Origin of the sequence: Pseudomonas sp. DWRC2-2, from assembly GCF_049897885.1 — a bacterium.
GTDB classification, from domain to species: Bacteria; Pseudomonadota; Gammaproteobacteria; order Pseudomonadales; family Pseudomonadaceae; genus Aquipseudomonas; species Aquipseudomonas azotoformans_A.
Genome location: NZ_JAFCXD010000001.1, coordinates 1,160,222 through 1,176,303 on the forward strand (window position 1 = coordinate 1,160,222; position 16,082 = coordinate 1,176,303).

Annotated in this window: 10 protein-coding genes; 6 read left to right on the top strand and 4 right to left on the bottom strand. The window is 60.8% G+C overall.

Annotation, left to right across the window (positions count from 1 at the left end; all coding sequences use genetic code 11):
• Positions 1-5: 5 nt before the first annotated feature.
• A complete protein-coding gene (locus ACP7EW_RS05715; RefSeq protein WP_426215864.1) occupies positions 6-1,127 on the bottom strand; it encodes a beta-ketoacyl-ACP synthase III in 1,122 nt (373 codons plus the stop codon).
• Positions 1,128-1,373: 246 nt separating this feature from the next.
• Positions 1,374-5,285, bottom strand: a complete 3,912-nt coding sequence (hrpA, locus tag ACP7EW_RS05720; protein WP_426215866.1) for an ATP-dependent RNA helicase HrpA — start codon at positions 5,283-5,285, stop codon at positions 1,374-1,376.
• Positions 5,286-5,568: 283 nt separating this feature from the next.
• Between hrpA and ACP7EW_RS05725 the strand changes: the two genes are divergently transcribed.
• Positions 5,569-6,303, top strand: a complete 735-nt coding sequence (locus ACP7EW_RS05725) for a hypothetical protein (protein ID WP_426215868.1) — start codon at positions 5,569-5,571, stop codon at positions 6,301-6,303.
• 50 nt (positions 6,304-6,353) lie between these two features.
• Complete coding sequence (locus ACP7EW_RS05730) at positions 6,354-7,592, top strand: hypothetical protein (RefSeq protein ID WP_426215870.1); 1,239 nt, start codon at positions 6,354-6,356, stop codon at positions 7,590-7,592.
• A gap of 33 nt (positions 7,593-7,625) precedes the next feature.
• Here the strand turns inward: ACP7EW_RS05730 and aceK are convergent, their stop codons facing one another.
• Complete coding sequence (gene aceK / locus ACP7EW_RS05735; RefSeq protein ID WP_426215872.1) at positions 7,626-9,326, bottom strand: bifunctional isocitrate dehydrogenase kinase/phosphatase; 1,701 nt, start codon at positions 9,324-9,326, stop codon at positions 7,626-7,628.
• Between the two features lie 404 nt (positions 9,327-9,730).
• Between aceK and ACP7EW_RS05740 the strand changes: the two genes are divergently transcribed.
• Both ACP7EW_RS05740 and ACP7EW_RS05745 read left to right on the top strand, forming a co-directional pair.
• On the top strand, positions 9,731-11,341 hold the full coding sequence (locus ACP7EW_RS05740; protein WP_426216397.1) for a methyl-accepting chemotaxis protein: 1,611 nt from the start codon (positions 9,731-9,733) through the stop codon (positions 11,339-11,341).
• Between the two features lie 52 nt (positions 11,342-11,393).
• Positions 11,394-12,281, top strand: coding sequence for a DMT family transporter (locus tag ACP7EW_RS05745; RefSeq protein ID WP_269131622.1), 888 nt, complete (start codon positions 11,394-11,396; stop codon positions 12,279-12,281).
• Positions 12,282-12,314: 33 nt separating this feature from the next.
• Here the strand turns inward: ACP7EW_RS05745 and ACP7EW_RS05750 are convergent, their stop codons facing one another.
• On the bottom strand, positions 12,315-13,175 hold the full coding sequence (locus ACP7EW_RS05750; RefSeq protein WP_426215874.1) for a DMT family transporter: 861 nt from the start codon (positions 13,173-13,175) through the stop codon (positions 12,315-12,317).
• A 408-nt stretch (positions 13,176-13,583) separates the two neighbouring features.
• Here ACP7EW_RS05750 and ACP7EW_RS05755 point away from each other — a divergent pair, with 408 nt between their 5' ends.
• Both ACP7EW_RS05755 and ACP7EW_RS05760 read left to right on the top strand, forming a co-directional pair.
• Positions 13,584-14,375: a CPBP family intramembrane glutamic endopeptidase gene (locus ACP7EW_RS05755; RefSeq protein WP_061449223.1), complete on the top strand. Its 792-nt coding sequence runs from the start codon at positions 13,584-13,586 to the stop codon at positions 14,373-14,375.
• Between the two features lie 73 nt (positions 14,376-14,448).
• Entirely contained in the window at positions 14,449-16,014 is a 1,566-nt protein-coding gene (locus ACP7EW_RS05760; protein WP_033900592.1) for a methyl-accepting chemotaxis protein, read from the top strand.
• Positions 16,015-16,082: the final 68 nt, after the last annotated feature.

A 16,082-nucleotide genomic window follows, 5' to 3' on the forward strand; every position in this document is an offset into this window, starting at 1 on the left:
TTGTCTTAGCGTTTGCGCAGGATCACGCTGCCGATCGAATAGCCCGCGCCAAACGAGCTGAGTACCGCCACGGAGCCCTTGGTCAAATCATCCTGGTATTTGTGGAATGCAATGACAGAGCCCGCCGAGCTGGTATTGGCGTAAGTATCGAGGATCACCGGCGCTTCTTCCACCGAGGCTTCGCGGCCCAGCAGTTTCTTCACGATCAGGTGGTTCATGCTCAGGTTGGCCTGATGCAGCCAGAAGCGCTTCACATCGGCTACGTTCAGCTGGTTTTCTTGCAAATGCACGCCGATCAGCTCGGCCACCATCGGGCACACATCGCGGAATACCTTGCGGCCTTCCTGCACGAACAGCTTGTCGGGCGCGCCGATGCCTTCTTCCGCCGTGCGGTTGAGGAAACCGAAGTTGTTGCGGATGTTATTCGAGAACTTGGTCAGCAGCTTGGTGCTCACCACATCGAACTGATGCTCGGAAGTCGCCAGGTCGGCGCGCTCCAGGACCACGGCAGTGGCCGCGTCGCCAAAGATGAAGTGGCTGTCACGGTCGCGGAAATTCAGGTGGCCGGTGCAGACTTCCGGGTTGACCATCAGAATCGCCCGCGCCTGGCCCAGTTGGATGCTATTGGCGGCGTTCTGGATGCCGAAGGTGGCCGAAGAACACGCCACGTTCATGTCAAAACCAAAACCTTGGATACCCAGGGCTTCCTGGACTTCAATGGCGATGGCCGGGTAGGCACGCTGTAGGTTGGAGCAGGCGACAATCACACCGTCGATGTCGGCGGCGGTCTTGCCGGCGCGTTGCAGGGCCTGTTCGGCAGCACCGACGGCCATCTGGCAGAGCACCGACCATTCGTCGTTGCTGCGCTCGGGCAGGCGTGGAGCCATGCGCTGCGGGTCGAGAATGCCGTCCTTGTCCATCACGAAACGGCTCTTGATGCCCGAGGCTTTTTCGATGAAGGCTGCACTGGATTCGGTCAGCGGCTGCACGTCACCGCGCTCGATGGCGGCGGCGTTGTCGCTGTTGAACTGATGCACGTAGGCATTGAAAGACTGCACCAGCTCTTCGTTGGAGATGCTGTTGGCCGGGGTGTACAGGCCAGTGCCGCTGATGACGACGTTATGCACGGTCGTTCCTCTAAATCTGTCAGGCAGAAGATATTGGTACCGTCGTACCAAACTATAAGTAGTTCGATCCCGCCCAGCGGACATCAAACTGGCATCGCTTTATTCCATCGCGTCGCAGCCCTTCACGACGATCCCGGCATTTATAACCGCGAAGTTTGCCACAAACCCTGGGACTTGGCGCCATATGCCAGATAAACACCCTTGTCAGAGGCTTACACATAACCCTGTGATGAACGACGGCGTGGGTCAAGCTTCGACCAGGCTCCATTGCTTGCTCAAACGCTTGTCGGAAATCGGTACTTTGGTGCCCAGTTGCTGGCCAAACAACGACACGCGATATTCCTCCAGCCACCAGCGATAGAGCTCCAACTGAGGGTCGCGCTTGCCTTCCTGGGCATGCTTTTTCAGACGGTTTTCGTACTGCGCCCACAAACCGGCCAGTTCGCCGCTCCACACCCGATCCTTTTGCACCTGGCTTGGCAGTTTCTCCAGGCGCAACTCAATGGCCTTGAGGTATCGCGGCAATTCCTTGAACCATTGCGCCGGGGTTTCCCGCACGAAACCGGGGTACACCAGGTGGCTCAGTTGCTGCTTGATGTCGTTCAGGGCCACGGCCTGGGCGAGGTCAATCTTGCCTTTGAAGCGCTTTTGCAGGCCGTGCCACAGTTTCAGTACATCGAGGGTCAAGCGCGCCAGGCGCTCGGCGTGTTCGGTCCAACTGCCGCGCTTACGCTCGGCCAAGGCGGCCAGGCCCGCGCCATCACGCGGCAGGTTGGCTTCGCCTTCGAGTACACAGGTGTCGAGGCTGGCCAGCAGGATGTCTTCCACCAGCGCATCGATGCGGCCCAATTCGCGATACATCAGGCCCAGCTCGGTGAGGCCCGGCAATTTGCCACGCAGGAATTTCGCCGGTTCCGCCAGTTGTTGCATCAGCAAACGCTGCAACGCGCGGCGATGCTGGAACTCCGCCTCGGCAGCCGTGGAGAAGCGCCCTTCCTTGACCGTGCCGTTTTCTTCCACCAGCGCCGGATACACCGTCATCGACAGCCCGGCGATCTTCTGTTGAGTCTTTTCCGCCACCGCCGCAAACACCTTGGCTTCCACCGGCTGTTGGCTTTTCGCGGTCTGTGGCACGGCGAGCGCGGCCTGGCTGGCCTCGGCAAAACGTGCGGTCAGTTCGGCCAGGTCGCGGCCCTCGCCGAGGAACTTGCCTTGGCCATCGACCACCTCCAGGTTCATCTTCAGGTGGCTTTCGACCTGCTGCGCGGCTTCGGCCCAGGCTTCATCGCTGACCCGCGCCCCGGTCATGCGCAATAACTCACGGCCCAGCGCCTGGGGCAACGAGCCCTGGCCGAATTCGATGCGTTGCAGCGCAGCCTTGACGAAGTCCGGCACCGGCACGAAGTTCTTGCGCAGCGCTTTGGGCAGGTTGCGTACCAGGGCGATGCATTTGGCTTCGATCACCCCCGGCACCAGCCATTCCAGGCGCTCTGGCGGCAACGCAGGCAAAAGCGGTGCCGGCACGCGCAGGGTCACACCGTCGCGTGGGTGATTGGGTTCGAAGTGGTAACTCAGCGCCAGTTCCAGATCGCCCAGGTGCAGGGTGTCCGGATAATGCGCGGCGGTGACTTCACTGGCTTCGCGGGCCAGCACGTCTTCTTCGCGCATGATCAGCAGTTGCGGGTCTTTCTGACTGTTGATTTTGTACCAGCTGTCGAAGGTCGCGGTTTGGTGGATCTCCGCCGGCAACCGCGAGTCGTAGAAGGCGAACAGGGTTTCTTCGTCCGCCAGGATGTCGCGACGGCGCGCTTTGGCTTCCAGTTCGTCGAGTTGCTCCAGCAGTTGCTGGTTGGCCGTGAGGCACTTGGCTCGCGACTGGATCTCGCCACGCACCAGGCCTTCGCGGATAAACAACTCGCGAGACACCACCGGGTCAATCGGCCCGTAATGCACCGGGCGACGCCCGACCACAATCAACCCGAACAGGGTGATCTGCTCAAAGGCCACCACCTGGCCGCGCTTCTTCTCCCAATGGGGTTCAAAGTGATTTTTCTTGATCAAATGCCCGGCCAGCGGCTCGATCCAGTCGGCGTCGATCTTGGCGACCATGCGCGCATACAGCTTGGTGGTTTCCACCAGCTCGGCGGTCATCAGCCATTGCGGACGCTTCTTGCCGATGCCCGAGGACGGGTGAATCCAGAAGCGCCGCTGACGCGCACCGAGGTAATCGCCGTCTTCGGTTTTCTGGCCGATCTGGCTGAGCAGGCCGGAGAGCACCGCCTTGTGCAGTTTCGGGAAATCCGCAGGTTCTTTATTGACGGTCAACTGCATGTCGCGGCAGATCAGGCTCAACTGACGATGGGAGTCGCGCCACTCGCGCAAACGCAGGTAGTTGAGGAAGTTCTTGCGGCACCAGTTGCGCAACGGGCTCGCTGTCAGTGCCTGGCGCTGCTCTTCAAAACCGCGCCACAGATTGACCAACCCGGCGAAGTCCGAATCCGGATCTTTCCACTGTGCGTGCGCCTGGTCGGCGGCCTGTTGGCGCTCCGGCGGACGCTCGCGCGGGTCCTGGATCGACATGGCGCTGGCGACGATCAGTACTTCCTGCAAGCTGCCGAGCTTGGCGGCTTCCAGCAGCATGCGGCCCATGCGCGGGTCCACCGGCAGGCGCGCCAACTGACGGCCCAATGGCGTGAGCTGACTGTTGCGGTCCACCGCCGACAGCTCTTGCAGCAAGTTGAAACCGTCGCTGATGGCCTTGCCGTCCGGCGGCTCGATAAACGGGAAATCGGTGATCTCGCCGAGGCGCAGGTGCAGCATCTGCAGGATCACGGCCGCGAGGTTGGTGCGCAGGATTTCCGGATCGGTAAATTCCGGACGCCCGATAAAATCCTCTTCGCTGTACAAGCGGATGCAGATGCCCGGCTCGACCCGACCGCAGCGGCCTTTACGCTGGTTGGCGCTGGCCTGGGAGATCGCTTCGATCGGCAGGCGCTGCACCTTGGCACGGTAGCTGTAGCGGCTGATACGCGCGGTGCCGCTGTCGATCACGTAACGAATGCCCGGCACCGTCAGCGAGGTTTCCGCGACGTTGGTCGCCAGCACCACGCGCCGGCCCGGATGGGACTGGAAGATGCGCTGCTGTTCGGCTGGAGATAGCCGCGCGTACAGCGGCAGGATCTCGGTGTGCTTGAGCTGGGCCTTGCGCAGCATGTCGGCGGCGTCGCGAATCTCGCGCTCGCCGGGCAGGAACACCAGTACATCGCCAGGGCTGCGCCTTTCGCTGCGCTCATAGGCGGCGATTTCATCGAGTGTGGCGAGGATCGCCTGGTCAACGGTCAAGTCATCCTCGACGCGGTTGCCCTCCTCGTCCTGCTCCAGGGTCAGCGGGCGATACCAGGTGTCGACCGGGAAGGTACGGCCCGAGACTTCGACAATCGGCGCGTCATCGAAATGCTTGGAAAACCGCTCCAGGTCGATGGTTGCCGAAGTGATGATGACTTTGAGGTCCGGACGACGCGGCAGCAGGGTCTTCAGGTAGCCCAGCAGGAAGTCGATGTTCAGGCTGCGTTCGTGCGCTTCATCGACGATGATCGTGTCGTAGCGTTCCAGGTAGCGATCGTTCTGGGTTTCCGCCAGCAGGATGCCGTCGGTCATCAGCTTGATCAGGGTATTGGAATCGCTCTGGTCTTCAAAACGTACCTGATAGCCGACCAACGCGCCCAACGGCGTGGCCAACTCCTCGGCCACCCGACTGGCAACGCTGCGTGCCGCAATTCGCCGTGGCTGGGTGTGACCGATCAGGCCGAATTGGCCACGACCGATTTCCAGGCAGATCTTCGGCAACTGGGTGGTCTTACCCGAGCCGGTCTCACCAGCAATGATCAGCACCTGGTGCTTGTTCAGCGCGGCTTTGATCTCATCACGCTTGGCCGCAATCGGCAGGCTGTCGTCATAACGGATCACCGGCAGGCTGGCACGCCGCGCCGTGACCTGGGCGCAGGACGCCTGCATGCGCGCAACCCACTGCGCCAGCTTTTCCTCGTCGGGCTTCTTGCGCAGCTCAAGCAATTGCCGCCGCAAGCGGTGGCGGTCGGCGAGCATGGCGTGATCGAGGGTCTTGAGCAGTTGGTCGATAGTGGGCGCTTGGTCGGTCATCAGGTACGCAAAGGTCTTTAAGTGAGGCAGGTGAGCCTGCGGTGACATGATCGTGGGCGGCAATTGTCGCAGATTTCAGTCGCTGTGAACGTGGCAACCGGTTTCATCATCACAAAACGCTCGCTTCCCTCCTTTACGGCAGGCTGTTTGAGCGCGGGGGATACACCGCAACCTACTTCCCCATTCAACTTTTCAGACAGGGCTATCAGAACCCGCCATATGGCATACCCATGATCCGGCGCGCTCTACTTCGACATCGACCTCCTCGCACTGGAAATACCTCATGCCCACGCCAACAGCCCACTTGCCCTCCTATCCAACGTCATGGACCGCCCACACAGCCCCCGTCTACACAAAGCAGGATCCCGCCCTGGAAAGTCGCTCTCGCAGCGCCCAGTCCTACTTCCGCACGCTGGAAATGTACGCCGAAGATACACATCCGGACTCGGTCAGGCAGCTCGAATCACGCCGGCCAGCCTCACTTGCGCCCACCTATTGGCAGGCCATGAACAGCGACAGTCCCCTGCCCCGACATGACGCGAACGACGAGTTGCCGCCCCCCTACGAACAAGCAGTCACCGAGGGCGCAGTGAGCTTTTCTCCGACCCTCTCAGGCGGAGCGCTGGCGCAAGCTATGAAACATGTGGATCGCCTCGACCACCTGCTTGAACAGGCTGAACAACTGGGCACGCTGTTGATTGAGCGGGATCAGGAGGGCGGAACCGCAATCGAGGCGGAAACCGTCGCCGCGCTGTGCCAGAAGATAGATGGGCTCAGGTCTTCCTGGGCCAATGGCGCGTTTTCAGGGTCATCGCAACTCGGCACGCAACTGGCCAGTCATTGCGCCGCCACACCCCGTGCCCTGAAGGAAAACGCCCTGAAAGCAGCGGTAGACAACCTGTGGACGGTTGCAAAAACCCAGTACCGAGACCTGTACCTGACCGACCCACTTCGGGCAGATCCTATTCTGGCAAAGGTCTACGGCATGGTTGAAGGCCTGAAAAAAGCCGAGATCTGAAACCCACCCCGGTTGACGCCCTGACAATTCCACCGCCCGCAGAGGCCAACATGATCAAACCAACGCCCCATTCCATAGCCGAGCGCGGCGCCACCGTGGGCCGACTGATACAGCAAACCCACGCGATCCAGACAGCGGTGGCTCACAGCCTGGTGAGTCAAGGGCACACACACATGCTCGACACAACCCGGCGCCTTGAACAGCATTTGCTTCATCCTGTCAGCCAGATGCAAGACAGCGCGGCACAGGAAAAAGGCCATCAACTTCAAGCCTGGATGCACGTTTCCAGAATCAATGACGCGCTTGAAAGCTTCGATCAAGAAAGCCGCCGACTCTTTGCCGCTCAACCCGATGCCAGAACCACCCTGCAAGCGATCCATCAACGCAACGAGCAACTGTCGGCCCGAGTGCAAGCGCGCAACGCCCTGCTGGAGCGGCGTGCTGCATGGGCTGCGGCAACCCCGCCACCGTCCAGCGAGCTGGACCCGATAACCGTCCCCGTCCTGCGGCCTGCACCGCTCAGCAACCGGTTGAACACGCCCGGTCTCGAGCAGGCGGTCAAACATATCAATGCCTTGGAAAAACAGCTTTCAGCGTTAGATATGCACATCAAGCAACAACCGCCGCCGATCTCTCACGCCGAGGAAGATATCCTTATCAGGCAACGCAACAGCCTGACCGAGTATCGCAACGCATGGGCAACGGGGCGCTTGCAAGGCAGCAGCCAACTCAAAACCACCCTGGGCCTGGTCCCGGAGCGCAAACGCCTGGAGCAGAACCTCGAAAGGTACAAGCAACTGGCTCCGCTGGAGCTGACACTCCATCGACTGGAACGCACCGTCGAAGCCGCACACCGCAGCGGCCTGGGGGAAAAACTTTTGCCACAGGCGGTCGCCGCTGCTCGGGATGCCTTGGTGAATTTACGCGATGCGTGGCGCAATGGCAGTCTTGATGGCAGCTCAATTGAGGGAATGAACCCAGTATTGGTTTTAACCCCATCGAATAATCGGCGGATCAAGCTGGAGTTGGCCGTTATCGAAAATGGCTTTGTACAGCTGAATGCAGTCCCGCGCACAGAACAAGCCGGCAGTGACCAGGATCAGCTGGACTTCAAGGCATTGATTCATTCCACAGGCAAAACGCACGTCAAACTGGGCGCCATCCATCAGCTTAAAGAAAGCAATAAACAGCGGGCGTTGGTTGCCGAACTGAATACCGACTTGCTCAATATCTACAACGCCTTAAACAACAACCTGGCACTCCATCGCATGACCACCCCCGGCCAATGACGCAAGCACTTGTCCGTTCCTGATGTTTCTCCCTCATCGGCGCCGGTAAGGAAACACATCAATCACCTTGCCGGCGCGAATCGCCTCCTGCAGCCCTTTCCAGTAATCGGCGTTGTACAACTCGCCATGCAACTCATCGAACAACTTGCGCTGGCCAGCATCGGCAAACAGGAACGGCGGAAACTCCTCGGGGAATACATCCAGCGGGCCAATCGAGTACCAGGGCTCGGAAGCCATTTCATCTTCGGGGGTACGCGGCGCGGGGATGTGGCGGAAGTTGGCCTCGGTGAGAAAGCAGATTTCGTCGTAGTCGTAGAACACCACGCGGCCGTGACGGGTGACGCCGAAGTTCTTCAGCAGCATGTCGCCGGGGAAGATATTCGCGGCCGCCAGTTGCTTGATCGCCAGGCCGTAGTCTTCCAGGGCTTCGCGCACTTGGGCGGGGTTGGCGTTGTCGAGGTAGAGGTTGAGCGGGGTCATGCGTCGCTCGGTCCAGCAGTGGCGGATCAGCACGCTGTCGCCTTCCACCTCGACGGTGCCCGCGGCGACTTCCAGCAATTCGGCCAGGCAGTCGGGCTCGAATTTGCTCAAGGGGAAACGGAAGTCGGCGAACTCCTGGGTATCGGCCATGCGCCCGACCCGGTCGACGCTTTTGACCAGCCGGTACTTCTCGATCACGGTGGCACGGTTGACGTTTTTCGACGGTGAAAAGCGGTCCTTGATGATCTTGAACACCGTGTTGAAGCCCGGCAGCGTGAACACGCTCATGACCATGCCACGCACGCCGGGAGCCATGATGAATTGATCGTCGGTGGTCGCCAGGTGGTTGATCAAGGCGCGGTAGAACTCTGACTTGCCGTGCTTGTAGAAACCGATGGAGGTATACAGCTCAGCGATGTGCTTGCCCGGCAGAATGCGCTTGAGAAAGCCGATGAATTCCGCCGGCACCGGCACATCCACCATGAAGTAGGAACGGGTGAACGAGAAGATGATCGACACGTCGGCTTCGTCGGTGATCAGTGCGTCGATCTGGATGCCCTGCCCTTCACGGTGCAGCAGTGGGATCACCAGTGGCCATTGTTCGTCGCGGGTGTAGATGCGTCCTACAAGGTAGGCGCCTTTATTGCGGTAGAGCACCGAGGAAAACAGCTCGACCTTGAGGTCCGGGTCCTTGCACACCCAGTCCGGCAGGTTTTCCCGCAGTTGGGTCTCGAGGCGGCGCAGGTCGCCGGCCAGGTCGGCGTAAGGCTCGCTGAAACGGTAGTCGGCAAAGATCTGCGCGAGCATTTCCGGGATTTTCCCGGCAGGCGTGTAGGTACGCGTCTGCGCGGCCCGTGCCCGGCGCAGGCTGGGCCGGGTGGTGTGGATGAACATGCAGCCGTCGCTGATCAGGTCGTGGCTGAACAGACCGCAGAAGATCGAGTTGTACCAGGTCTCGGAGAGTTCATCGTCGAAACGCAGGTCGATCAGGCCGATGTAGGCGCTTTTCACCACGGGCCATTGGTCAACATCGAGCAATGCTGCGTCATCAAAGCTGCTGCGCAAACGCGCAATCACTTCGCTGACCTTTTCTTCATAAAGGTTGATCCGCGCCGCCGACGCCGCCTGCCCCTGCTGCCACTGGGCCTTTTCAAAACGCTCGCGGGCGCCATCGGTGATCTGGCGAAAGTGCTCACGGTAATCGTCGAAGCCATCGAGGATCATCCGGGCGACAGCGAGGGCGGATTGCGACATGCGGGAAACCTCTACGGGCATCTGGAAGCCCTGAGCTTAGCCAGTGTACGAGAACAGGAGAAGGGTCATTTCTTGCACTGCCTTGTACAACTTCGTTCATTTCGTACATTTATTTTCAATTTTTTTAATTCGACCATCCGGTCAATAAACGCACCCAAAAGTCGCACTGCGCTTTTCCTGCACGCCTGCAAAGGCGGGGCTTGGCAGGTCGATGCCGAAAAACCTCGCGTAACGCCGGACGTGATCTCCGCTCGGCGCTTTGGATCCAACTAAGGGAAACCCTGATTACCACACTGATGGCACTTTGATATATAGCGCGCCCTCTCCCACCCTAACAAGGTCCAAAGACCGATCCGGGAACAGGTTCTAATCGCCCAAGGAGCATTGAGATGTCATTGAGGAACATGAGGATCGGTCTGCGTGCCAGTCTGAGTTTTGGGGTTTTGGCCAGCTTGCTGGTGATCGTCGGGATGTTTGGGCTGGGCCAGATGGCCAAGTTGCGGCAGAGCGCGTTGGTCATCGAAGAATCGTGGATGCCGAGCATCGAGAACATCCACGACAGCGCGGCCTTCGTGGCCAGTATCCGCCTGGAGGCGTTGCGCCTGGCAACCACCGACGAATCGCGGGTCCGTGACAACAGCAAAGCCCTAATCACCCGCCAGCGCACCGAGCTGCAAACCTTGCTTGACCATCACAAAACCCTGCTCAGCGGCGATGAAGAGCGCGAAATGCTCAAGCAGCTCGAAGGTAACGTGAATGCCTACCTGACCCTCGTCGCACAGATCGTTGCCCTGGTAGACAAAGACCAGCAACAGGACGCCATCGACCTGCTCAACAGCCGCCTGGCGCCACAGGGCGTGATCCTCAACAAAAGCCTGGAGGACATGATCACCTTCAACCAGAGCGGTGTGGAGACCGCCGTGGACTCCGCCGCGCAAACCTATTCCAGCGCGCAGTGGATCGTCGGTTCGATCATCGTGTTCGCGCTGATCGCCACCTTGCTGCTGGCCTGGCTGCTGACCCGCAGCATCACCGCCCCGCTCGGCCAGGCCCTGAACGTGGCACGCACCATTGCCGGCGGCGACTTGAGCCAGCCGATCGCCGTCAGCGGCAAGGACGAACCCGCGCAATTGCTCACGGCGTTGGCCACCATGCAGGCGCAGTTGCAAGGCACCATCCGTGGCATCAGCGAGTCGGCGCAGCAGCTGGCTTCTGCGGCCGAAGAGATGAGTTCGGTGATGGAACAAAGCACCCGAGGGCTGCAAGCGCAGAACGACGAGATCGAGCAGGCCGCCACCGCCGTGACCGAAATGAGCGCGGCCGTGGACGAAGTGGCGGGCAATGCGGTGTCCAGCGCCGAGGCGTCCCAGGCCTCCGACGAGGACAGCAAGCACGGCCACTACCAGATCAGCGAAACCATCAGCTCGATCCAGAACCTGGTGGACGAAGTGCTCGGTGCTTCAAACAAAGCCGAAGGCCTGGCGGTACAGGCCCAGGACATCAGCAAGGTGCTGGAAGTGATCCGTGGCATTGCCGGGCAGACCAACTTGCTGGCGCTCAACGCCGCCATTGAAGCCGCCCGCGCGGGCGAAGCCGGGCGTGGTTTTGCCGTTGTCGCCGATGAAGTGCGCTCCCTGGCGCAGCGCACCCAGGATTCCACTGAAGAAATCGAGCAGATGATCACCGGTATCCAGCAGGGCACCCAAGATACCGTCGAAGCCTTGAACAGCAGCGCCGAGCATGCCGGCCAGACCCTGCAACGGGCCAATAGCGCCGGCACTGCCCTGGAGAAAATCACCGCAGCCATCTCACAAATCAGCCAGCGCAACCTGGTGATTGCCAGCGCCGCCGAACAGCAGGCGCTGGTAGCACGCGATGTGGACCGCAGCCTGGTGAACATCCGCGATCTGTCGACCCAGACAGCCGCCGGCGCCACCCAGACGTCGGCGGCCAGCCAGGAACTGTCGCGCCTGGCGGTGGACCTGAATGGGCTGGTGACGCGGTTTGTCCTGTAATCATTGGAAATGTCATGCAACACTCGCGGGCTTATTGAGGTAGGAGTGTTGCGTGAGACCTGTTGATAGCCTGTATTTGCTGGGGCTTGCTGCCATTTGGGGGGCGAGTTTCTTGTTTATGCGCATCATTGCGCCGGAGATCGGCACGGTGCCGACGGCGTTCTTCCGTGTGTCGATCGCCGCCGCAGGGTTGCTGGTGATTTTGGCGATGATGCGCGTGAGCTGGGATTTCCAGGGCAAGTTCAAGACGGTGTTGCTATTGGGCGTGATCAACTCCGGGATCCCGGCGACCATGTACTCGGTGGCGGCCCAGGTGTTGCCGGCGGGTTACTCGGCGATCTTCAACGCCACCACGCCGTTGATGGGCGTGTTGATTGGCGGGCTGTTTTTCAGCGAACGCCTGACGCCGTCAAAAATTGCCGGCGTGTGCCTGGGTTTGTTCGGTGTGGGTGTACTGACCCGCGCCGGGCCCGTGGCGTTTGACCTGGAATTGTTGATGGGCGCGCTGGCCTGCTTGCTGGCGACCACCTGTTATGGCTTTGCCGGGTTCCTGGCGCGACGCTGGCTGGATCAGCGCGGCGGCTTGGACAGTCGCCTGTCGGCCCTGGGCAGCATGCTCGGTGCAACGTTGTTCCTGTTGCCGTTCTTCGCCTACAGCGCGATCAGCCAGCCGCCCGCGAGTTGGGGTGGGTGGCAGGTGTGGGTGTCGTTGCTGGGCTTGGGGCTGGTGTGTACGGCGTTTGCCTACATTCTTTACTTCCGCCTGCTGACGTCCATCGGGCCGGTGAAATCGATGACCGTGACCTTCATGATCCCGCCGTTCGGCGTACTGTGGGGCGCGTTGTTGCTGGATGAGCCGTTGTCGATGGCGCATCTGTATGGCGGGGTGTTGATTGCCGGGGCGTTGTGGCTGGTGTTGCGGCCGAAAAAAACCCTGTAGGCGCCCCTAGTGGACGCCTACAGGGGAGTTGTATCAGGCTTTACGGAAAACGAAGGCCAAGCCGATGATGATCAACCCCATCCCCAGCAGGCTCAACATCGCGAGCCGGTTACCGAAGATCAGGTAATCCATCACCGCCGTCACCGCTGGCACCAGGTAAAACAGGCTGGTGACATTCACCAGGTTACCCCGGGCGATCAGGCGGTACAGCAACAGGGTGGCCAGCAACGACACCACCAACCCCATCCACAGCACCGGCAGGTAGAAACCGCTGGCGTGCTCGAAGTGGAACGGTTGGAACGGTACGAACACCGAACACAGCAGCAACCCTGCCAGGTACTGCACCGGCAACGTGCCCAGGGGGTTGTCGGTGATGCGCTTCTGCATGATCGAGCCGAAGGTCATGCTGGCCAGCGCCAATAACCCGAACAGCATCCCCGCCAACGACATGCCGGACAAACCGATACCCTGGTAGACCACCATGATCAGCCCCGCCAACCCCAGCGCCAGGCCAAACAGCCGGCTCAGCGAACGCTGGCGCTCCATCAACACCACCGTGAGAATCGGCTGCACGCCCATGAGGGTCGCCATCACGCCGGGGGTGACGTTGAGGTCCAGGGCCAACAGATAGAAAATCTGATAAGCCCCCAGCAGCACCCACCCGGTTGCCGCCGCGTACAGCATGGGCTTGCCGGGACGCGGCAGTTTCAACTTGAGGATCGGTATCAGGATCACCAAGCCCACAAGGGCGATGGCAAAGCGGATCAACAGAAACGCAAAGGGTGACGCGTGGGCCAGGCCCCATTTGGAGAAGATCGCCCCGCTGCTCCACAGCAGGACAAACAGGCTCGTCGAGGCCGCCGCGGCCACGGATTGTTTCGAAAGAACAGACATGGATACCACCTGTCATCAGGCAAAAAAGCCAATTCAGCGGACGCTGAAACTCAGTAGGTTTTTTCAGGCGGGCAGACGGGAACAGCCATCAGCTGGTCAGCCCGAAATGCCAACACCCGGCGGTGATACGACTGCGTACACCGGCGTGCTACGGACAGGTGGGGGGTAGTGACTGATCTGCGCAGGCTGCTTGTCCCCGCACGGCACGACCGCAGCGTTGACCGCTGAATCGACTACCGCTGTGCGCTGGCGAACTGGCATGGGCTGATCTTGTGTGAAGGGATAAAGAGGCTCGGACTATAACCAGCCGGTGACAGGTTGTGCAATCACCCTGAATGGAGGAGTTTTCATGTGGGCCCTGTAGGACGCGTCGCTATAATGCCGCCCAGATTTTTCCAAGGATTCCCCATGATCGCATTGCCCTGGCTGTACCTGGCGCTTCTTTCCATCGGCTATCTACTGGCCTTGATCTACGGACAACTGGGGGTGCTGGCGGGGGTGTCCGTCGCCCTGTTGCTGATCGCCGGTTATGCCGTACGCCAGCAACGCACGCCCTGGGCGCGCTACCTGGGTCACGGGTTGTTTATCGTCTTGGCCCTGAGCCTGGCGATGCATTGGTTGCCGGGGTTCTACAACGGGCGCGGTATTGCCCCGCAACGGCTCACCGACGATGCTGTGCCCTTCTCGATGTACCTGAACCAGGACAAACCGCTGATCGGCTTCTGGCTGTTGCTGGCCTGCCCGTGGATCGTGGCGCGGCGTTCGCTGCGCCTGTCGATCTGCGTGACCGCCCTGGCCTTGACGCTCACCGCCATCGCGGCCTTGGGCGGTGCCGCCTTGCTGGGGATGATCACCTGGGCGCCGAAATGGCCGGAACAGGCCTGGTTGTGGGTGCTGAATAACCTGCTGCTGGTGACCCTGGTGGAAGAAGCGCTGTTCCGGGGTTATGTCCAGGGCGGCTTGAGCCGGCGCTTCAAACACTTGCCCTATGGCGAAAACCTCGCACTGCTGCTGGCCTCGCTATTGTTCGGCCTGGTGCACCTCGGCGCGGGCTGGCACTGGGTGTTGCTGGCGAGCATCGCCGGAGTGGGGTATGGCCTGGCGTATCGCTTTGGTGGCCTGGGTGCGGCAGTGGCCACGCACTTTGGTTTGAATCTGCTTCACTTCGGCTTGTTTACCTACCCCATGCTCGCCGGTTGATTGTTGCAAAAATAAGTTAAATAAACCGCCGTTCTTGCCGATACCCCCTGAAAGCCTTGCGGATTGAACAATCATGCGTAATAACCAACCCGTTACCCAGCGCGAACGTACCTTCCCCGCTCAGCAACGGTTGATCTCCACCACAGATGCCAAAGGCGTGATCACCTACTGCAACGACGCCTTCGTCGAAATCAGTGGGTTCTCCCGTGACGAACTGGTGCGTGCCCCGCACAATCTGGTCCGTCACCCGGACGTTCCGGCGGCGGTGTTCGCGCACATGTGGTCCACGCTCAAACAAGGCTTGCCATGGATGGGCATCGTCAAGAACCGCTGCAAGACCGGCGATCATTACTGGGTCAACGCCTATGTAACGCCAGTTTTCGAAGGCAACCAGGTGGTCGGCTACGAATCGGTGCGCATCAAGCCCACCGCCGAGCAGATCCGCCGGGCCGAAGCGCTCTACCACCGCATCAACCAAGGCAAGTCAGCGATCCCTCAGCGGGACAAGTGGCTGCCGGTGCTGCAGGACTGGCTGCCGTTTATCCTGGTGAGCCAGTTGAGCTTCATGATCGGCGCGTCCCTCAACTCCCACTGGGGCTTTGCCCTGGCGGCGGGGCTGTCGGTGCCGCTGGGCCTGCTGGGCCTGAGCTGGCAACAACGCGGCCTCAAGCGCTTGCTGCGCCTGGCCGAACAGACCACCTCCGACCCGCTGATCGCGCAGATGTACACCGACAGCCGTGGCGCCCAGGCGCGGCTGGAGATGTCGATCCTCAGCCAGGAGGCACGTCTGAAGACCTGTCTGACGCGCTTGCAGGACACCGCCGAACACCTCAACGACCAGGCGGCGCAGTCCAACACCCTGGCGCATAACAGCTCCAGCGGTTTGGAGCGCCAGCGCGTCGAGACTGAGCAGGTGGCGACCGCCGTCAACCAGATGGCAGCCACCACCCAGGAAGTCGCCAGCCACGTGCAACGTACCGCCGATGCGACCCAGGAGGCCAACCGCCTGACCGGTCGCGGCCGCGATATCGCCGGGGAAACCCGCGAGGCGATTCAGCGCCTGTCCGTTGCAGTGGGCGAGACCGGCGTGACCGTGACCCAACTGGCCAAAGACAGTGACGAAATCGGTGGCGTGGTCGACGTGATCAAAGGCATTGCCGACCAGACCAACCTGCTGGCACTGAACGCGGCCATTGAAGCGGCACGTGCCGGCGAGATGGGTCGTGGCTTTGCGGTGGTGGCGGACGAAGTCCGTCAACTGGCGCAACGCACAGCTGAATCGACCGGGCAGATCCACGCCCTGATCGCCAAGCTGCAACAGACTGCCGCCGCCGCCGTGCAAACCATGGATGCCGGACACCGCCAGGCTGAAGAAGGTGTGGCGCGGGTGATGGAAGCGGATCAGGCGCTGGTGGGCATCAGTGAGGCGGTGGCGCATATCACCGACATGACCACGCAGATCGCGGCGGCAACTGAAGAGCAAAGCTCGGTGGCCGAAGAGATCAGCCGTAACATCAGCACCATTGCACTGCTGGCGGATCAGACGTCGGAGCAGGCGTTGAACTCGGCGCAGTTGAGTGAAGAATTGACTCACACAGCCAATACCCAGTACTCCCTGGTCGAGCGTTTTAACCGGTAGACCGCTTTCGCGAGCAAGCCCGCTCCCACATTTAACCGTGCACATCCCTTGGAATGCGGTCGAATGTG